Raw genomic sequence first — 19174 nt, forward strand, 5'->3', positions numbered from 1 at the left:
CTGCCGCTCCTGCCGTGGCAAGCACTGCCGCTCCCGGTGTAGACCAAGCCACCATCACAGGCTTGCGCAGTACCAGAGAGGGCACCAGGGAACACAGGCCCATACCGAGACCCAAGGCCCATATCCACGAAGTGATCTGGGCAGGCGTCGCGCCAAAACTTTGGGCCGCCTGAAAAACGATAGCGACCGAACTGGTGAATCCCACCAGCACGGCTACAAAACCTGCCACGAAAGCCGACAGGCTGATGTCTTTGAAAAATTGCATGGGGGCGCATTCTGCCCCGCCAGACCAGAGGCCTCTCCGGCCAATGGCCGGAGGGACCAGGGCAATGGATGTCAGATTTCGATCTTGGAGCCCAACTCGACCACCGAGTTGTTGGGCAAATGCAGGAAGTCGGCAGCACCGCTGGCGTTGTGGTGCATCTGGGCAAACAGCTTTTCACGCCAGTGCGCCATGCCGCTGCCAATGGTGGGAATCACCGTGTCGCGGGACAGGAAGTAGCTGGTGGTCATCGCCTCCACATCACATCCGCGGCCGCGTAGCGGCTCCAGAGCGCGGGGCAGGTCAGGATCATTCTTGAAGCCGTAATGCACCACCACCTGCCAACAGTCATGGCCCAGAGGCTCCACCTGCAGTCGCTTGTCCAGACCAATCCACGGAACCTCATGGTTGCGAACCGTAACAAACAGGTTTTGCTGGTGCAGCACCTTGTTGTGCTTGAGGTTGTGCAGCAGGGCATTGGGCACAGCACCGGGCTCAGCCGTGAGGAAGATCGCTGTGCCTTCTACGCGGGTGGGCGGGCTGATGAACACGGATTCCAGAAAATCCTTCAGGTCGATGGCGTCGGCACGCAGCTTCTCATTGAGCAGACGGCGACCTTCCTTCCAGGTCATCATGAGGGTGAAGACCGCACCGCCAATCATCAGAGGGAACCAGCCGCCTTGCAGCAGCTTGAGCAGGTTGGACGCGAAGAACGCCAGATCCACCATAAAGAAACAGCCGGTGGCGGCCACGCACAACGCCAGCGGATAACCCCAGCCGTAGCGGATGACGAAGAAGGTGAGCGTGGTGGTGATGAGCATGTCCAGCGTCACGGCAATACCGTAGGCAGCTGCCAGATTGCTGGACGAGCGGAACATGACCACGGCCAGGACGATAGCGACGAAAAGCCCCCAGTTCACCAGCGGCATATAGATCTGCCCCGTGTCACGCACGCTGGTGTGCTGGATGTTGAGGCGCGGCAGATAGCCAAGCTGGATCACCTGCTTGGTGACACTGAAGGCCCCCGTGATCAGCGCCTGGGAGGCAATCACCGTAGCCAAGGTCGCTAGTCCCACCAAAGGCACCAGCGCCCAGTCCGGGGCCATCATGAAGAAGGGATTCTTGACGGCCTCGGGATCAGCGAGCAGCAGCGCTCCCTGTCCAAAGTAATTCAGGGTGAGCGATGGCATGGCCACACCGAACCATGCCAACCGGATGGGACGTTTGCCAAAGTGGCCCAGATCCGCATACAGCGCCTCAGCCCCTGTCACGCAGAGCACCACGGCGCCCAGGATGATGAAGCTCGTGCCCGGGTTGTGCCACATGAATCCCACCGCGTGGTGCGGACTCAAGGCCCAGAGAATCTCGGGATGTCCCTGGATATGCACCAGCCCCAGTACCGCCAGCGTCAGGAACCACACCAGCGTGATCGGCCCAAAAAATTTGCCAATCCCCCCCGTGCCGCGCTTTTGCACAGCAAACAGGCAAAACAGCACCACCAGGGTCAGGGGAATCACATACTGCTTGAAATGGGGAGAGACCACCTCCAGCCCCTCCACCGCAGAGAGCACCGAGATGGCTGGCGTGATGACGCCATCTCCATAAAAGAGCGAGGTACCGAAGATGCCCACCGCCAGCAGTGCTCCGCGCAGGCGGGGTTTGTCTTTGACCGCTTGTGACGCCAGCGCCAGCATGGCGATCAAGCCACCTTCGCCGTTGTTGTCGGCGCGCAGCACCAACACCACGTACTTCAGGGAGACGATGACCGTCAGGGTCCAGAAGAAGATGGAGAGGATGCCGTAGATGTTTTCGTGGGTGAACGGGACATGGCCCGAGCCGAAAACTTCTTTGACGGCGTACAGCACACTGGTGCCGATATCGCCATAAACAACGCCGATGGCGCCCAGCGTGAGCGCTGCAAGCGAGGATTTGGAAGAGCTTTGCACGGAAGCGGCCCCGGCGGCACGCGGGCCGGTCGGGGTTCCAGAATTTGGGAGAGCGCTATTGTGCGCCGGTCACCCCAAGCCGCTGGGGGAGAGGTTTCCAAATGTTGCAGCGCAGCAACTCACCTCTGGCGTTTCCGGCCAAACAGTGGCATGCAGATGACAGTCCGCACTCACCTCTGCACATCTGGGCGCGCTTAGCATAGCGCCCGCCCCGCCGTGCTTCAGTCGTACACCTCGGCGTCGGGGTCTGTAGCCTCCAGCTCGTAGCTGGCCGCCAGCATGGCCAGTCGAGCCACCACACCATACATATAGAAGCGGTTGGGCGCACTCACCCCTGGGCGCGCGCCCGGCTGGGGCATGTGGGTGCTGTGCTCAAAGGCCAGGGGCACAAAGCTGGCACCCGGCGAATTCAGGTTTTCGTCCACCCCCCGCTCGGCGTGCATGCGGTAGAAGCCGCCTACCACGTAGCGGTCCATCATGTAGACCACCGGCTCGGCCACAGCGTCGTTCACACGCTCCTGGGTCAGCACACCTTCCTGGATGATGACGTCCGACACCGCCTGGCCATCCTTGATGATGGCCATCTTGTTCTTGGTTTTGCGGTTCAGGGCATCCAGCTCCTTGGCATCCCGCACCGTCATGATGCCCATGCCGTAGGTGCCGTTGTCCGGCTTGATCACCACGAACGGCTTCTCGTTGATGCCGTACTCCTTGTACTTGCGGCGCACCTTGGTCAGCAGGGCATCGGCGGACGCCTGCAAAGCCTCCACACCAGTGTCCTCGGCAAAGTTGAGCCCGCCGACATGGCTGAACATGGGGTTGATCAGCCAGGGGTCGATGCCCAGCATCTTTCCAAAGCGCTTGCCCACTTCCTCGTAGTTCTTGAAGTGGGTGCTTTTGCGCCGCACGCTCCAGCCCGCATGCAAGGGTGGCAGCAAATACTGCTCGTGCAAGTCTTCCAGAATGCCGGGGGCACCCGCAGACAGGTCGTTGTTGAGCAGGATGGTGCAGGGGTCAAAGTTCTTGAGTCCCAGACGCCCCTTAGTGCGCACCACGGGCTCCAGCGTCACCGAATCTCCGTTGGGCAACTCGATGAGCGTGGGTTTCTTGATTTCGGGGCTGATGGACCCCACCCGCACATTCAGGCCCGCCATGTTGAAGATGCGCTGCAGCTGCACCACGTTGGCCAGATAGAAGGTGTTGCGGGTGTGGTTCTCGGGAATGATCAGGAGGTTGCGCGCCTCGGGGCAGATCTTCTCGATGGCGGCCATGGCGGCCTGCACGGCCAGGGGCAGCATTTCCTTGGTCAGGTTGTTCCAGCCGCCAGGAAACAGGTTGGTATCCACCGGTGCCAGCTTGAAGCCGGCATTGCGGATATCCACCGAGGTGTAGAACGGCGGCGTGTGCTCCATCCATTCCAGGCGAAACCACCGCTCGATGGCGGGCATGGAATCCAGAATGCGCTGTTCAAGCTCGTTGATCGGGCCTGTGAGGGCCGTGATGAGATGCGGAACCATAAAAGCCCTCAGGGGACACAGTGGAAAGCGATTGTAGAGAACGGGAATTTCGGGATATGGGGGCTGGCACCCGGTTCGCAATGGTGCCCCGGCCACAAAACTTTCCCGTCCGGTGATCTTTTGGGAATGCCAGCTCTCAGCGCCGCCAGAAAGCAGGGGTCAGCACCGCCATGAAGCTCAAAATCTCCAGCCGCCCGAGCAGCATGGCCAGCGTGCACACCCACACCTGAAAGTCCGTCAGCACCGCAAAGTTGGACGCAGGCCCCACGCTGCCCAGCCCCGGCCCCGCACAGTTCACGCTGGCCAGCACGGCAGAAAACGCCGTCACCGGGTCCAGGTCGGTCAGCAGCAGCACCATGGAGAGGCCGATCACCGTGCCGCCGTACACCAGCATGAAGGCCAGCACCGAGAAGATCACCCGGTTGTCCACCACCGCATCGCCCAGGCGTACGGGCTGCACCGCGCGTGGGTGCACCAGCCGCGTCATCTCCCGCCGCGCCTGCTTGACGAGGATGAGCATGCGCACCATCTTGATGCCGCAGCCGGTGGAGCCCGCGCTGGTGGCCACGCCCGACAGCAGCAGCATCAGCACTGGCGCAAACACGGGCCAACCCAGGTAGTCCACCGTGGCGTAACCCGTGGTGGTGGCCAGCGACACCGTATTGAACATGCCATGCCGCAGGGCAGCCAGCGGCTCATACACCCCCTTGGCCCACAACAGCAGTGATACCACCAACCCGCCGCCGATCAGCGTGCCCAGCGTGGCGCGCAGCTCCGGGTCGCGCCAGAAGCCGCGCCAGTCGCCCTTGCGAAACGCCACGAAATACAGCGCAAAGTTGCAGCTGGCCACCAGCATGAAAACGATGGCAATGGCCTCCAGCAACGGCGACTGGAAGTGCCCAAAGCTCGCGTCATATGGCGACAGGCCACCCAGGCTCACCGTGGTGAACATGTGCATGACGGCATCGAGCGGCGCCATGCCGCCCAGCCAGTAAGCCAGCGCGCAGGTCAACGAAAACAGCGCGTACACCCCCCACAGCCCCTTGGCCGTGCCGGTCATGCGGGGGGTGAGCTTGGCGTCCTTCACCGGGCCTGCGGCCTCGGCCTTGAAGAGCTGGCTGCCGCCCACGCCCAGCAGCGGCAGCACAGCCACCGCCAGGATGAGAATGCCCATGCCCCCCAGCCACTGCAAGAAGGTGCGCCAGATGTTGACGGAGACGGGCAGTGTGTCCAGACCGGTCATCACGGTCGATCCGGTGGTGGTCAAGCCCGAGACGGCCTCGAAGTACGCATGCGTGAAGGACATGGGCTGCCCGATGTAGTGCCCCGCCAGCATCAGCGGCGCGGCCGCAAACAGGGGCAGCAGCAGCCATACCAGTGACACCAGCATCACGCCATGGCGCGGCTGCAGCTCACGGCGAAAGACGCGAAAGCTCCACCACAGCCAGCCCCCGGCAAAGGCCGTGGCCGCCATGCACTGCGGGTACACAAACCACAGGCCGTCCTGGGTCCACCACGACACGGCCAGGGGCAGCGCCAGGGCAGAGGCAAAAATCATCACCAGAATGCCCAGCACGCGCAGCACGGGAAACATGTCCACCATAGCGGCCCCGCTGCGTCAGAAAAACGTGGCGCTCACGCGGAAGAGCTTTTCCACCTCGCGCACCAGGCGCTTGTGCGGCAGGAAGAAGACCACATGGTCATTGCTCTCCAGCACGGTGGAGCTGCGCGGAATGATCACCTGCGGCGCGGGCAGGCCTGCCGCCTGGGCGGCTTCCTGCCCTTCGCCTGGTTCACCGATTTCACTCACGGCCTGGGCTCCATCGGGCAGGCCGCGCACGATGAGCCCCATGTGCACATCGCGCGGCAGGGCCAGGTCGCTCACCTTGCGGCCCACCACGCGCGAGGTCTTGCGGTCGCCGCGCACCACAATCTCCAGCGCCTCGGCCACGCCCCGGCGCAGGCTGTGCACGGCCTGCACATCGCCCTGGCGCACAAAGGCCAGCAGTTCGCCCAGCATGGCCTGCGCGGGCGACAGCGCAATGTCGATCTGCGTGCCGTGCATCAAATCAGCATAGCTGCGGCGGTTGATGAGCGCCAGCACGCGGCTCGCGCCCATGCGCTTGGCCAGCAGGCAGGACATGATGTTGTCCTCATCATCGTCGGTGAGCGCCAGGAACAGGTCCACCTCTTCCACGCCCTCGTCGCCCAGCAGGTCCTCATCAGTGGTATCGCCCTGCAGCACCAGCACGTCTGGCGGCAGCACCGAGGCCAGCTCCACACAGCGCTGCGGGTCAGACTCGATCACCTTGACGTGGAACCGCCCCTGCTGGCCCAGTTGCTGGGCCAAACGCAGCCCCACGCGCCCGCCCCCGGCAATCATGATGCGGTGCACGGGCGAGGCAGGTGCTGCATTGCGCCGGTGCAGGGCCGACAGCACATGGGCAATGTGCTCCTGCGCCGCCAGCACAAACACCTCGTCGCCGGGTTCGATGCGCGTGTCGCCCGCGCAAGCCACAAAGCGGTCGGGCTCGTCCGGAAAGCGGCGGTAGATGGCCACCAGCCGCACGGCCACATCGGGCGCGCTGGCACGCAGCTCGGCAATGGTGCCGCCCACCATGGGTGCGCCCAGCTGCGCGCGCACCGACACCAGACAGGCGCGGCCACCCGCAAACTCGCGCACCTGCATGGCCTCGGGGTAGTCGATGAGCTTGCCGATGTAGCGCGTGAGCGATTCCTCGGGGCAGATGATGCGGTCCACCGCAAAACCCTCGGCGCCCAGCAGGCGCTCGTCGCCCTCCAGCCCGGTGGAGCGCACCCGCGCAATGCGGGTGGGAATGTGGAACAGCAGCTGCGCGATCTTGCAGCACACCAGATTGGTTTCGTCCTGCGCGGCGCAGGCGATCAGCATGTCGGTGTCCTGCGCACCGGCCTCGGCCAGCACGGCAGGCTCGATGCCGTTGCCCACCACCCCGCGCAGGTCAAAGCGCGACTCCAGATCGCGCAGGCGCTCGGCATCGGTGTCGATGACGGTGATGTCATTGCGCTCGGACACCAGGGAATCGGCCACCGTCTCGCCCACGCGGCCCGCCCCGAGGATGATGATTTTCATGCGGTCAGCGAGATGGGTGGGTAAGAGGGTTCAAGGCTTTTTGGGCTGCAGCGCTTATCTGACAAGCGCAAGCAGCTATCAAAAATGCAGCACCATCAGCTGCGCACTTCGCCCTCGCCCAGCACCACGTACTTGAGCGAAGTCAGCCCCTCAATGCCCACTGGCCCGCGTGCGTGGAACTTGTCGGTGCTGATGCCAATTTCCGCCCCCAGGCCAAACTCGAAGCCATCGGCAAAGCGTGTGCTGGCGTTCACCATCACGCTGGCCGAATCCACCTCGCGCAAAAACTGCTGGGCGTGCATGTGGTCGCGCGTCAGGATCGCATCGGTGTGGTGGCTGCCGTAACGGTTGATGTGCGCAATGGCTTCATCCACCCCCGCCACCACCTTCACGCTGATGATCGGAGCCAAGTATTCCTCGCTCCAGTCCTGCTCCGTCGCGGCTACCAATTTGGCACCCGCCACCGATTGCAGGATGGCCAGCGATTCAGGGCAGCCGCGCATCTCCACGCCCTTGGCGGCATAAACGGCGCCGATCTTGGGCAAAAACTCAGCCGCCACACCGCGCGCCACCAGCAGGCCCTCGCTCGCATTGCAGGGGCTGTACTTGTTGGTCTTGGCGTTGTCGGCCACCTTCACCGCCATGGCGATGTCGCACGGGTCGTCCACATAGGTGTGGCAATTGCCGTCCAGGTGCTTGATGACGGGCACCTTGGCCTCGCGGCTGATGCGCTCGATCAGGCCCTTGCCGCCACGGGGGATGATCACATCCACAAACTCAGGCATGGCAATGAGCTGGCCCACGGCCTCGCGGTCGGTGGTCTGCACCAGCTGCACCGCATCTTGCGGCAGGCCCGCCTCGGCCAGTGCCTGCTGCACCAGCTTGGCCAGCGCCCGGTTGGAATCAATGGCTTCCGAGCCGCCACGCAAGATGCAGGCATTGCCGCTCTTGATGCTCAAGGACGCGGCCTCGATGGTCACGTTGGGGCGGCTCTCGTAAATCATGCCGAACACGCCAATCGGCACCCGCATCTGCCCCACACGGATGCCGCTGGGCTGCTGCTTCATGCCAATGATCTCGCCAATCACATCGGCCATGGCCGCCAGCTGCTCGCAGCCCTGGGCGCAGGTCTCCAGCACCTTGGGGCTGAGCTTCAAACGGTCCACCATCGGCTCGGCCAGCCCGGCAGCGCGCGCGCGGTCCAGATCACGGGCGTTGTCCACCTGCAGCGCTTCGGTCTGCTCACGCAGCAAACGGGCCAGGGCTAGCAACGCTTTGTTTTTGATAGCTGCCGGCGCTTTCGCCATCAGCGCAGAGGCCGTTTTTGCCTGGAGACCGAGGGATTGCGTGTATTCAGCGACATTGAGGGCGTTCATCCCACGATTTTGCCGCATTGGGCCTTACCCTTGCGGCCTGCCCCGTTGCACACCACATCACGACCATGACCGACACCGCTTCGACCCAACTCACCACCCTGGCCCAAGCCCTGCAAGCCTTCGAACGCGGCGACCACACCGCCGCCGCCCTGAGCACCCTGGCCCGCCAGCAAACCACGCTGCTCGCCGCCCTGCCCCCGCGCTACAGCGAGGTGCTGCTGAACCTGCTGGACCGGCTGGAATCCAGCGCGCTGTTTTCGGAAGAAAGCTGCTCGTTCAGCCAGAAGGACTTGGTAGCAAACCTGACGATGTGGGTGGAAAAAGCCCAAGCCACGTTAGACGTCATTGCACCATGAGCCATAACCTACTCTTGTGGCGCTGGTCAGAAGCCTTTGATACGCCAGCGAAGCGAAAGAAAGCGAAATTGAAGTTCGGTGATATCACCACAAGTTTTGCGGCGCACGGCCACCATCCAGCAATTGGCCATGCAGATATCGATGATTTCAAAAATGAGATTGAGGCGGTATTTGGGTCAGATGAAGTTGCTCGTCCGTTCGTTCTAGAGCTGTATGAACAATGTGCGGTCATAAGCTATTCATCATCAGTACGGTTTGATCTTGTTCCCAAGGTGGCAGGCATCGGGAAGAAGTTTGGCCTGAACGCATCGGAGTTTTAAGTTGAAAACCATGCGTCAAATCACCTAGCCGTGTAGGGCGGAGCGCCCAGGCTTCGACAAGCTCAACCCGAACGGACGGCGGCGTGACTGGGGGCCAAAAACTCCAGGCAATCACTACCAATTTCATAGCTGCCTGAGCTTATTCCACAAGCGCTAGTAGCCAAAAAATCCTCAAATCTCCGCCCGCCCCAACCACTTCTCCCGCGCAATATAAGCCCGCACCCCCAACCCCATGAACGGCTGCGGCGGCATACGCGTCGGCCCGCCCAACGCCAAGGCATGCGCCAACAACGGATGGTCCTGCCCCAGCGCCAAATCCGCCGCCAACGCCCCCAGGGCCGTGAACTTGACCACCCCCGCCCCATTGCACCCGGCGACGCCATGCACCTGCGGGGCCAACCGCCCCCAGCGCGGCGCGCCGTTGCGGGTGATGGCGATGGAGCCCTCCCAAAAATGCTCCAGCGCCACATCGCCCAGTTGCGGAAAACGCGCGGCAAACACGGCGGCATGCTCACGCCGCACCCGCTCACGCACCGCAGGGCTGACGCGGAAATGCGGCGCATATTCAAAGCCCTGGCGCACCAGAATGCGGTGATCATCCGTGTAGCGCAGCGTGGCGCCTGTCACGGCACTGGCGGGCGTCACGCCCCAGCCCTCGGGCGCGCCCAAGCGGCTGCGCTGCTCGGGCGTGAGCGGCGCGGTGAGCGAGCCGAAGGTGACCAGCGGAAACGTCTCCGCCCCCCAGGCACTGCCAAACAAGCCCAGCTGCTGCGCAAAGCCATTGGCCGCCAGCAGCAACTGCGGCGCACGCACGCGGCCGTGCGGGGTATGCGCCACCACCTTGCCGCTGGATAGATCCAGCCGCTGTACCGGCGTTTGCTCGTGCAGGGTGACGTTGGCGGGCAGCGCATCGGCCAGGCCCCGGCACAGCGCGGCGGGGTTGAGCAGCACGGTGCCCGGCGTGTAGAGCCCGGCAGCAAAGTAGCGGGTGCCCAGGCGTGCGGCCAGAGCATTGCGGTCCAGCAATTCGTGCGGCGCACCCAGGGCGCGCAGCTCATCCACATGGTGCTGCAGCGTGCGCTCCGCGGCGGGCGATACGGCGCAGTGGTACTTGCCTGCGCGGCGCCACTGGCAGTCGATGCGGTGCTGCGCCACCAGCCGCTCCAGGTCGTTCATGCCCGCCGTGAGCAAGGCCTGGTAGTGCGCGGCCTGGCGCAGCTCTTCAAGCGAGCTGCCAATGTTGTGCGGCACATCAATCGCAAAGCCCGAGTTGCGGCCCGAGGCGTTGTTGCCCACGGTGCCTGCATCCACCACCACGATGTGGGCGTGCGGGCGCAGCTCGGCCAGGCGGCGCGCAGCGGCCAGGCCCGCAAAGCCCGCGCCCAGCACCAGCCAGTCGGCCTGCACATCGCCCTGCAGCGCGGGGCGTGGTGTGCGCGGGGGCAGGATGGCGGACCAGCCGTTGGTGGCGTCGTCGTGGGGCAGACGCAAAGGCCGGGAACCCTGCGAGGGCCGCAGGGTGAAATCCGCAGGCGCCATCACCGGGCCGCGCTGGTCAGACGGCAGAGCTGGAAGGCCAGACGCTGCAGGGCCTGCCAGCCGTCCTGCGGCCAGTCGGGCACCTTCAGGCCCTTGACGATGCCGTCCACGATGTGGGCGGATTGCAGCAGGCGCGCCAGGGCAGCATCGCTGGCCTTGGGCAGGATGCGTTCAAACAGCCGCTCCTTGGGGCCCCAGATGCGGTTCTCGCGCAGGGCCATGGGCAGGGGCTTGCCTGCGTTCATGGCGTCTTTCACGCGCTTCAGGGCACGGATGTCTTCGGCCAGCGCCCAGTGCACCAGCACTTCGGCCTCGCCCTCGGCCTGCAGGCCGTCCAGCATGCGCTGCACACGGCCGGTCTGCCCGGCCAGCACCGATTCGGACAGCTTGAACACGTCATAGCGCGCCACGTTGAGCACGGCGGCTTCGACTTGGGCTTGCGTCAATTCACCCGCCGGGTGCAGCAGGGCGAGCTTTTGAATCTCCTGGTGCGCAGCCAGCAGGTTGCCTTCCACCCGGTCGGCAAAGAACTGCAGGGTGCGCTGGCCTTCCTCGCCCGCCACCACGCGCTGACCCTGTGCTGCCAGACGCTGGGCAATCCACTGCGGCAACTGGCCGCGCTCGATGGGGTCGATCTGGATGGAGATGCCGTTGCCCTCCAGCGCGGCGAACCAGGCGCCGGTCTTGGTGGCTTTATCGAGGCGCGGCAGCATGACCATGGTGAGCGTGCTGTCGTTGCCCCGGGCCGATTCGGCCACCTGCTGCAGCGCCACACTGCCATCTTTGCCGGGCTTGCCCGAGGGGATGCGGATTTCGACGATCTGCTTGTCAGCAAACAGGCTCAAGCTTCCGCCTGCGGCGAGCACGGCGCTCCAGTCAAAGTGGGCACCGGCCACGGTGTAGCTGCTGCGCTCGGTGTAGCCCTGGGTGCGGGCGGTGGCGCGGATGGCGTCTGCGGCTTCCTGCTGCAGCAAGGGCTCGTCGCCGTGCAGCACGTACAGCGGCGCCAGGCCCTTTTGGAGATGTGTGTGAAGTTGGGCCAAAGCGACTTGCATGGGCAAAGTTTATCGCCCCCCGGCTCACACTCCGGGGGTATGGCCTTATTGGGCTCCAGCGCTTGACAGACAAGCGCAAGCAGCTATCAACTCAATAGCACCCACCCGCGCATGCCTCCACAGGCGAGCCCCCGCCTCAGAAGCTCTCCCACTCATCATCACTCCCCTTGCCCGCTGCAGGTGCAGGCGCCGCGGCCTTGGCCGGTGCGGGCGCCTTGGCGCTGCTGGTGAGCTTGGCCGCTGGCGCTGCCTTGGGGGCCGCCACAGCCTTGGCGGGAGCGGGGGCAAAGCGCTGGGCCGGTGTGGGGCGGGGTGCAGGCGCCGGAGCCGGGATGGCGGCACGGGCACTGCCGCTGGACCCCACGTTGAACACGGCCACCACTTCGGCCAGCCGCTGCGCCTGGTCGCGCATGGAGGCTGCGGCTGCGGTGGATTCTTCCACCAGCGCGGCGTTTTGCTGGGTCATCTGGTCCAGGTTGGCCACGGCCTGGTTGACCTGGGCAATGCCGTCGCGTTGTTCTGTAGACGATGCGGTGATTTCGCCAATGAGGTCGCTGACGCGGCGCACGCTGGCGACGATTTCGTCCATGGTCTTGCCGGCCTGGGCGACTTGTTCGGAGCCGCTTTCAACGTTTTCGACCGATTTGCCAATGAGGGTCTTGATTTCCTTGGCGGCTTCGGCGCTGCGCCCGGCCAGGTTGCGTACTTCGCTGGCCACCACGGCAAAGCCGCGGCCTTGTTCGCCTGCGCGGGCGGCTTCCACGGCGGCGTTCAGCGCCAGGATGTTGGTCTGGAAGGCAATGCCGTCAATGACGCCGATGATGTCGCTGATCTTGCGGCTGCTTTCGGTGATCTGCTGCATGCTGGTGACCACCTGGCCCACCACTTCGCCACCGCGGGCGGCGGCCTGGGCGGCGGTGCCTGCAAGCTGGTTGGCCTGGCGGGCGGTGTCGGCAGACTGGGTGACGGTGGCGGTGAGTTCCTCCATGCTCGATGCGGTTTCTTCGAGGTTGGCGGCGGTTTGTTCGGTGCGGGCAGAGAGGTCGTGGTTGCCGTTGGCGATTTCGATGGAGGCGGAGGAGACGGAGTCCACGCCCTGGCGCACTTCGCTGACCACGCCGCGCAGGCGGGCGGACATGTCGGAGAGGGCGCGCAGCATCTGGCCGAGTTCGTCTTTGCGGCTGGAGTGCAACTCGCGGGTGAGGTCGCCTGCGGCGATGGCGTTGGCGGTTTCTACCGCCTGCCGCAGCGGCTCGGTGATCGAGCGCACCAGCCACCAGGCCGCCAGCGCGCCCAGGGCAAACACCAGCAGGGCCGTAAAGCCGCTGATCACCCCGGCACGGATGCGCTGGGCTGTGGCCTCTTCGCGCACGGCGTCACGGCGGCGTTCCAGCACGGCGATGAAATCGTCCTGCGTCTTGAGGTAGCGCGCCACCATGGGCGTGAGCTGCTCGTCGGCGTAGCGCTGGGTTTCCACGCCGTCGCCTGCGCCCTTGAGCTCCCAGGTTTTGGCTGTGGCCGCCAGAACCAGTTTGCGCTCGGCCAGCACCTTGTCGAGCGCGGCCTTTTCTTCCGGCTCGGTGGCGCTGGCCACGATGCTTTCCTGAATCTTGTTGATGCCGCCAATGATTTCTTTCACGCGGGCGTCGTATTGCTGGGCCAGCACGGCATCGGTGGTCACCGCACCACCCATCACCATGTTGACCGCCGTTTCCGTCGCGCCGCGCCAGCGCACCGCGGCCACCACGCGGGCATCAATCTCCACCACAGCGTCCATGGCACGGGCCATGGTGGAGTTGCCACGGTTTTGGGCCACGCCCGACACCACGGCCATGGCAACCATCAAACCCAGAAACGCAAACCAGAGCTTGCGTGAAACAGAAATATTGTCGAGCTGCATCGTGTCTCCAGCGTTCAGATATGCATTCGGAGGCAAGGCACGGCGAATGCACCTTGCCATCCGAAACATTCAATTACAAACACTGGAAGCCTAAGCGACTGCGGCGCTGTGATGCACCGGTTTGACACAGGGAAAAACCCTCAGCACGCCCCTGCCCACACCACTTGTACGACAAGTTGGTCCTTGCACACGCGGGCTGCTGCCTTGATTGCGTCGCGCCACATTTGGCATTCGCATTGATCAAAACGTTCAATACACCAAACAAACTGGGCACTTTCTGCGCTGTTCATTGGCATTGGCTGACAGCAAAATTTTTCCATCACGCGCCCAATCGTTCTGCCAACAGGTTCCAGGAACCTGTTCAAACAGCCATCCTGGCTGAACCTGTCAACGCAGAGCCCTTTTTCACCGGGGCGTGAGCCAACAGGAGGAGACAACCATGGTGAACTATCTGGGCGTGGGCGGTGTCCGGCAACTGGTGCAGCGCACAGGCCTGCGCCAGTTTCTGGAACTGCTGACCGAAGCCATTGCGCACGACTACCGCCGCTGGGAGCAGTTCGACAAATCACCCCGGCATGCCATCCACTCCCCGGTCGGGGTGATTGAGCTGATGCCGACCAGCGATGGGCAGCTGTACTGCTTCAAATACGTCAATGGCCACCCCAAGAACACGGCCGAGGGGTTGCTCACCGTCACGGCCTTTGGCGTGCTCGCCGATGTGGACACCGGCTACCCCCTGCTGCTGAGCGAGCTGACCTTGACCACGGCACTGCGCACCGCCGCCATGTCGGCCCTGGCGGCACGCCACATGGCCCGGCCCGACAGCCGCAGCATGGCGCTGATTGGCAACGGTGCGCAAAGCGAGTTCCAGGCGCTGGCCTTCTACCACCTGCTGGGCATTCGCCGTTTGCAGTTGTTTGACGTGGATGCCGGGGCCACTGCCAAACTGGCGCGCCACCTGCACAGCCTGGGTCTGCCGGGGCTGGAGGTGCAGCGCTCCGCCAGCGTAGCCGATGCGGTGCGTGGCTGCGACATTGTGACCACGGTGACGGCCGACAAACGCAATGCCACCATCCTGCTGCCGGAGATGATCGAGCCTGGCATGCACCTCAATGCCGTGGGCGGTGACTGCCCCGGCAAGACCGAACTGCACCCCGCCATCCTGCAGCGGCCCGACGCGCGCGTGGTGGTGGAGTTTGAGCCCCAGTCGCGCATTGAGGGAGAGATTCAGCAACTGCCCGCCAGCTTTGCCGTCACCGAGTTCGCCCAGGTGGTGCAAGGGCATGCGCCAGGGCGCAGCCACGCGGGCGAAGTCACGGTGTTTGACTCGGTGGGCTTTGCGCTGGAAGATTTCTCGGCCCTGCGGTTGCTGCACAGCCTGTTGGGATCGCACCCCGACCTGGCAACTCCACTGGACCTGATTCCCGACATGCAAGACCCCAAAGATCTCTTTGGCGTACTGCAAGGCGCATCACACTTCAGCCCACAGTCGGCAAAAAACGCTGCCCCCGCCACTGCACCAACCAACACGCCAAAAGCGCCCCTTCCCTCCGTCACCACTCCACCTGCTGCAGAAGTCTTGAACACACCATGAACCACGCACCCCACCCGCACCATGCCCAACACCCCGAGGTGCTGCGGCCCGCCCGCCCCACCAGCCTGATTGGCGCCCCCACTGACGTGGGCGCTGGCGCACGCGGCGCATCGATGGGCCCTGAGGCCCTGCGCGTGGCCGGGCTGCAGGCGGCGCTGGAATCGCACGGCCTGCAGGTGTTTGACCGCGGCAACCTCAGCGGCCCGGCCAACCCGTGGCAGCCGCCGCTGGAGGGCTACCGCCATCTGCCCGAGGTGGTGCAGTGGAACCGGCTGGTGTACGAAGCGGTATACGCGGAGCTGCAGCTGGGCCACCTGCCCATCTTGCTGGGTGGCGACCACAGCCTGGGCCTGGGCAGCATCAGCGCCGTGGCCCGGCACTGTGCCGAAGTGGGCAAAAAGCTGCGTGTGCTGTGGCTGGATGCGCATGCCGACTTCAACACCAGCGCGCTGACGCCCAGCGGCAACGTGCACGGCATGCCCGTGGCGTGCCTGTGCGGCTTTGGCCCGGCAGAGCTGACACAGCTGGCGGCCATGCCCGGGGGCAGTGCGGCGCTGCACCCTTCGCAAATCCGGCAAATCGGCATCCGCAGTGTGGACGCGGGCGAGAAGCGCTTTGTGCACGAGCAGGGCCTGGAGGTGTTTGACATGCGCGCCATCGACGAGGTGGGCATGCGCCAGGTGATGGAACGCGCGCTGGCAGGCATGGACGCCCACACCCACCTGCATGTGAGCTTTGACGTGGATTTTCTGGACCCCGATATCGCCCCAGGCGTAGGCACCACCGTGCCCGGCGGCCCCACCTACCGCGAAGCACAGCTGTGCATGGAGATGATTGCCGACAGTGGCCGCCTGGCCTCGCTCGACATCGTGGAGCTGAACCCGGCCCTGGACGTGCGCAACAAGACCGCCGTGCTGGCGGTGGACCTGGTGGAGTCGCTGTTTGGCAAGAGCACGCTGATGCGTACGCGGCCGGTGTGATGGCGGTTAGCTATTAAAAAGATAGCTGCCTGCGCTGGATGTATAAGCGCAGGCAGCGCTTTTCCTTCAAGCCCGCATGACGGCAAAACGGGTCATGGCCCGGGCATCACCGCCCGCACCTGCTCGGCCGTGGGCAGGGGGGCCACCGCACCAAAGCCCTGCACGGTGAGCGATGCGGCCGCGTTGGCATAACGCACGGCAGCCGCCAAGTCGTCACCCAACGCCAGCCGCGCCAGCAGGTTGCCATCAAAGCAGTCGCCCGCCCCCGTGGCATCCACCAGCGCCACGCTGCGGCCCGGCACACGCTGGCGGGGCACGGCGGGGTCGGTGCTGCTCAGCAACACCCCATCGGCTCCGAGCTTGACGACCACCGTGGCTGCGCCCTGCGCATGGCCCCAGTCGGCAATCGCATCGGCGTCGTGCAGGCCCAGCAGCGCGGCCATGTCATCGAGCCCCGGCAGGAAGATGTCGCACAGCGACACCGCATGCGCGATGCAGGCCCGCGCCCGCGCCAGCGGCCAGAGCTTGAGGCGCAGGTTGGGGTCAAACGCCACGCGCGCACCGGCGGCCCGGGCCACGCGCATGGCCTCATAGGCCGTGTCGCACGCCGATGCCGAAACGGCCAGCGAGATGCCCGACACATGCAGGATGCGGCACTGCTGCAGCACGGTGGCGGGCCCATTCGCCGATGCATCCGTCGACGTCTGTTCCAGCCACGCGGGTGCCATGCGGCTGGCGGCCGAGCCTGCACGCAGGTAGCTGAACTCGTGCCCTGCTGCGCCGTGCGTCACAAAGTAGATGCCGGTGGGGTGCTGCGCATCGCGCTCCACCGCCGTGGTGTCCACACCCTCGCGCGCCCACAGGTCCAGCAGGGCCTGGCCAAAGGCATCGCTGCCCAGGCGGGTGAGGTACGCCGTGCGTGCGCCCGCGCGGGCGGCAGCGATCACGGCGTTGCTGGTGTCGCCCCCAAAGCCCTGCAGGTATTGCGGCTCGCCGGGGCGGGTCTGGTTGAACTCCACCAGCGCCTCGCCCAGCGCCACCACATCCCACACGGGTTGTTTGGCCGTGGTCATGGCTCAGCCGCGCGGCTTGTAGGCCGTCACGTCGATCTCGACCTTGGCGTCGATCATCAGGCGCGATTCGACGGTGGAGCGTGCGGGGCGGTGGTCGCCAAAACACTCCATGTACACGCGGTTGAAGCTGCCAAAGTCGCGCGCATCGGCCAGCCAGACGCTGACTTTGGCCACATCGGCCAGCGTGCAGTCGGCCAGGGCCAGCGCGTCCTTCACACGCTGGAACACCTGGCGCGTCTGCGCTTCGATGCCTCCCACGATGACTTGGCCTTGGTCATCGGTGGGCACCTGGCCGGACACAAAAACGAAATCGCCCGCGCGAGTGGCGGGCGAGAGGGGACGGGCCAGGCGGTCGGAAGCGACGGGGGATTGGCCAAGGGTTTCTACTGGCATGGAAAACACTCCTTTGAGTAAAGATATTACACACTTCCTTCCAGAAATGCCCGTCTCATTGGTAATTCTGGCATCGAACGTGCTTTTACATGTAATCCTATTACTTCGAGGTGCGCAATGCAAACGTCTGGAACCAATGTGGTGCAGCAACTGCTGCCAACGTGTGAATCCCTGGGCCGCCGTGGCGTGCTGGGCGCTGCCGCTCTGGTGGCCGCCCTGGCGCTGACCAGCGGGGCCAGTTCGGCCCAGACGGGCAGCGCCACGGCAGCCCCCGCCAAAGGCGGCGCCGCCAACCTTGCCATGGTGGGCGAGCCCCAGGGCCTGGACCCCATGGTGAGCACTGCCGACCTCGTGGGCACCATCATGCAGCACGTGTACGAGCCGCTGTACACCTTTGATGGCAACTGGGCCATCGCCCCCATGCTGGCCGAAAGCCTGCCCACCGTTTCCAAGGATGGTCTGACCTACACCATTCCCCTGCGCAAGGGCGTGAAGTTCCACAACGGCCGCGAGATGACAGCCGACGACGTGGTGGCATCGCTGCAGCGCTGGATGGAGCTGAACCCCCGTGGCAAGGCCGTGGGCAAGGAAGTGGCCTCGCTCACCGCCAAGGGCGCACTGGCCGTCGAGCTGAAGCTGAAAAATCCTTACGCCCCGCTGCTGGCCCAGCTGGCTTTGCCCAGTGGCATGGCCGCCATCATGGCCAAGGAGAGCATTGCGCCCCAGCTCAAGGACTTCATAGGCACCGGCCCTTACCAGTTCAAGGAACGCCGCCCCGACCAATTCACCGTGCTGGTGCGTTTTGACGGCTACGCCAGCCGCAAGGAAGCCGCCAGCGGCTACGCCGGCAAGCGCGAGGCGCTGCTCGATGAGCTGCGCTTTGTGCCCGTGCCAAGCGCCAATACGCGCGTCGAAGGCGCGCTCTCGGGCCAGTTCCAGTACGCCGACCTGCTGCCCGTGGAGGCCATTGGCCGCGTCGAAAAAGGCGCCCCCGCCGTGGTGCCCATCGTGACCAAGAACTTTGGTTTTCCGTACATCGTGTTCAACACCAAGGAAGGCGTGCTGGCCTCGCAGCCCCTGCGCCGGGCAGTGCAGACGGCCGTGGGCACGGGCGAGCTGCTGGCCGCAGGCTTTGGCGACAACCGCTTCTTTGTGGTGGAGCCCAACTTCTTCCCCAAGGGCACGCCGTACTACTCGAACGCGGGCAGCAAGCTCTACAACGAGCGCAACCCGCAAGCCGCCAAGGACCAGGCGGCCAAGGCCAGCTACAACGGCCAGCCCGTGCGCATCATGGCCAGCCGCCAGTACGAGTTCCACTACAACATGGCGCTGGTGATGTCCGAGCAGCTCAAGAAGGCGGGCTTCAAGACCGAGCTGCAGGTGGTGGACTGGGCCACGCTGGTGCAGCGCCGCAACGACCCCAAGCTGTGGGACGTGTACTTCACCCACTCGGGTCTGTTCCCCGAGCCCATGCTCTCGCCACCACAGCTGGGCGACGGTGCGCCGGGCTGGTGGGAATCTGACGCCAAGAAGTCCACCCTGGCCGCCTTCAACCAGGAGACCGACCCGGCCAAGCGCGGAGCGCTGTGGGGCAAGGTGCAGCAGGTGGTGTACGACGAAGTGCCGTTCATCGAGGTGGGCAAGTTCAACGGCTTGTCGGCACGCTCGGCCAAGCTGCAAGGCTACACACCGGCCATCTGGCCGTTCTTCTGGAACACGGGACTGGCCAAGTAAGCAGGGGCAGACAGCAC

General features: G+C 64.7%; 16 protein-coding genes (1 of these 16 cut by a window edge). 5 read left to right on the forward strand and 11 right to left on the reverse strand.

The annotated features are described in order from the left end of the window. From AACH87_RS19960 to AACH87_RS19985, 6 genes are all read right to left on the reverse strand, one after another. Positions 1–265, reverse strand: the 5' portion of a protein-coding gene (locus AACH87_RS19960; protein ID WP_338796311.1) for a benzoate/H(+) symporter BenE family transporter. It extends 926 nt beyond the left edge of the window; only the first 265 of its 1191 coding nucleotides appear in the window; it begins with the start codon at positions 263–265; its stop codon lies off the left edge, out of view. A gap of 71 nt (positions 266–336) precedes the next feature. Then, positions 337–2208, reverse strand: coding sequence for a potassium transporter Kup (locus tag AACH87_RS19965; RefSeq protein WP_338796312.1), 1872 nt, complete (start codon positions 2206–2208; stop codon positions 337–339). Positions 2209–2429: 221 nt separating this feature from the next. Beyond that, positions 2430–3725 carry a glutamate--cysteine ligase gene (gene gshA / locus AACH87_RS19970; RefSeq protein WP_338796313.1) on the reverse strand — a complete coding sequence of 432 codons (1296 nt, stop codon included), beginning with the start codon at positions 3723–3725 and terminating at the stop codon, positions 2430–2432. Between the two features lie 136 nt (positions 3726–3861). Beyond that, positions 3862–5328 carry a potassium transporter TrkG gene (locus tag AACH87_RS19975; protein ID WP_338796314.1) on the reverse strand — a complete coding sequence of 489 codons (1467 nt, stop codon included), beginning with the start codon at positions 5326–5328 and terminating at the stop codon, positions 3862–3864. A 15-nt stretch (positions 5329–5343) separates the two neighbouring features. Beyond that, entirely contained in the window at positions 5344–6837 is a 1494-nt protein-coding gene (trkA, locus tag AACH87_RS19980) for a Trk system potassium transporter TrkA (protein ID WP_338796315.1), read from the reverse strand. A gap of 95 nt (positions 6838–6932) precedes the next feature. Beyond that, positions 6933–8213, reverse strand: a complete 1281-nt coding sequence (locus AACH87_RS19985) for a glutamate-5-semialdehyde dehydrogenase (RefSeq protein WP_338796316.1) — start codon at positions 8211–8213, stop codon at positions 6933–6935. A 65-nt stretch (positions 8214–8278) separates the two neighbouring features. Between AACH87_RS19985 and AACH87_RS19990 the strand changes: the two genes are divergently transcribed. Together AACH87_RS19990 and AACH87_RS19995 are read left to right on the forward strand one after the other, a co-directional pair. Then, positions 8279–8569: a hypothetical protein gene (locus AACH87_RS19990; protein ID WP_338796317.1), complete on the forward strand. Its 291-nt coding sequence runs from the start codon at positions 8279–8281 to the stop codon at positions 8567–8569. Continuing rightward, positions 8566–8889 carry a hypothetical protein gene (locus AACH87_RS19995; RefSeq protein ID WP_338796318.1) on the forward strand — a complete coding sequence of 108 codons (324 nt, stop codon included), beginning with the start codon at positions 8566–8568 and terminating at the stop codon, positions 8887–8889. The genes AACH87_RS19990 and AACH87_RS19995 overlap by 4 nt, the downstream gene beginning before the upstream one ends. Positions 8890–9060: 171 nt before the next feature. Here AACH87_RS19995 and AACH87_RS20000 read toward each other — a convergent pair whose 3' ends face one another. From AACH87_RS20000 to AACH87_RS20010, 3 genes are all read right to left on the reverse strand, one after another. After that, positions 9061–10428 carry an FAD-binding oxidoreductase gene (locus tag AACH87_RS20000; RefSeq protein WP_338796319.1) on the reverse strand — a complete coding sequence of 456 codons (1368 nt, stop codon included), beginning with the start codon at positions 10426–10428 and terminating at the stop codon, positions 9061–9063. After that, positions 10428–11483, reverse strand: a complete 1056-nt coding sequence (gene holA / locus AACH87_RS20005; RefSeq protein ID WP_338796320.1) for a DNA polymerase III subunit delta — start codon at positions 11481–11483, stop codon at positions 10428–10430. Before holA ends, AACH87_RS20000 begins: the two co-directional genes overlap by 1 nt. Positions 11484–11619: 136 nt before the next feature. After that, positions 11620–13383 (reverse strand): methyl-accepting chemotaxis protein, encoded by a 1764-nt coding sequence (locus AACH87_RS20010; protein WP_338796321.1) that lies wholly within the window; start codon positions 13381–13383, stop codon positions 11620–11622. A gap of 439 nt (positions 13384–13822) precedes the next feature. Between AACH87_RS20010 and AACH87_RS20015 the strand changes: the two genes are divergently transcribed. Both AACH87_RS20015 and rocF read left to right on the forward strand, forming a co-directional pair. Next, a complete protein-coding gene (locus AACH87_RS20015; RefSeq protein WP_338796322.1) occupies positions 13823–14977 on the forward strand; it encodes an ornithine cyclodeaminase in 1155 nt (384 codons plus the stop codon). Beyond that, positions 14974–15957 carry an arginase gene (gene rocF / locus AACH87_RS20020; protein ID WP_338796323.1) on the forward strand — a complete coding sequence of 328 codons (984 nt, stop codon included), beginning with the start codon at positions 14974–14976 and terminating at the stop codon, positions 15955–15957. The genes AACH87_RS20015 and rocF overlap by 4 nt, the downstream gene beginning before the upstream one ends. Before the next feature lie 92 nt (positions 15958–16049). Here rocF and AACH87_RS20025 read toward each other — a convergent pair whose 3' ends face one another. Continuing rightward, positions 16050–17030, reverse strand: a complete 981-nt coding sequence (locus tag AACH87_RS20025) for a sugar kinase (protein ID WP_338796324.1) — start codon at positions 17028–17030, stop codon at positions 16050–16052. A 3-nt stretch (positions 17031–17033) separates the two neighbouring features. Further along, positions 17034–17423 (reverse strand): RidA family protein, encoded by a 390-nt coding sequence (locus AACH87_RS20030; protein ID WP_338796325.1) that lies wholly within the window; start codon positions 17421–17423, stop codon positions 17034–17036. A gap of 117 nt (positions 17424–17540) precedes the next feature. Between AACH87_RS20030 and AACH87_RS20035 the strand changes: the two genes are divergently transcribed. Then, positions 17541–19157, forward strand: coding sequence for an ABC transporter substrate-binding protein (locus tag AACH87_RS20035; RefSeq protein ID WP_338796326.1), 1617 nt, complete (start codon positions 17541–17543; stop codon positions 19155–19157). The last annotated feature ends 17 nt before the right edge of the window (positions 19158–19174 follow it).

The organism is Acidovorax sp. DW039 (assembly GCF_037101375.1).
Taxonomy (GTDB): domain Bacteria; phylum Pseudomonadota; class Gammaproteobacteria; order Burkholderiales; family Burkholderiaceae_C; genus Acidovorax.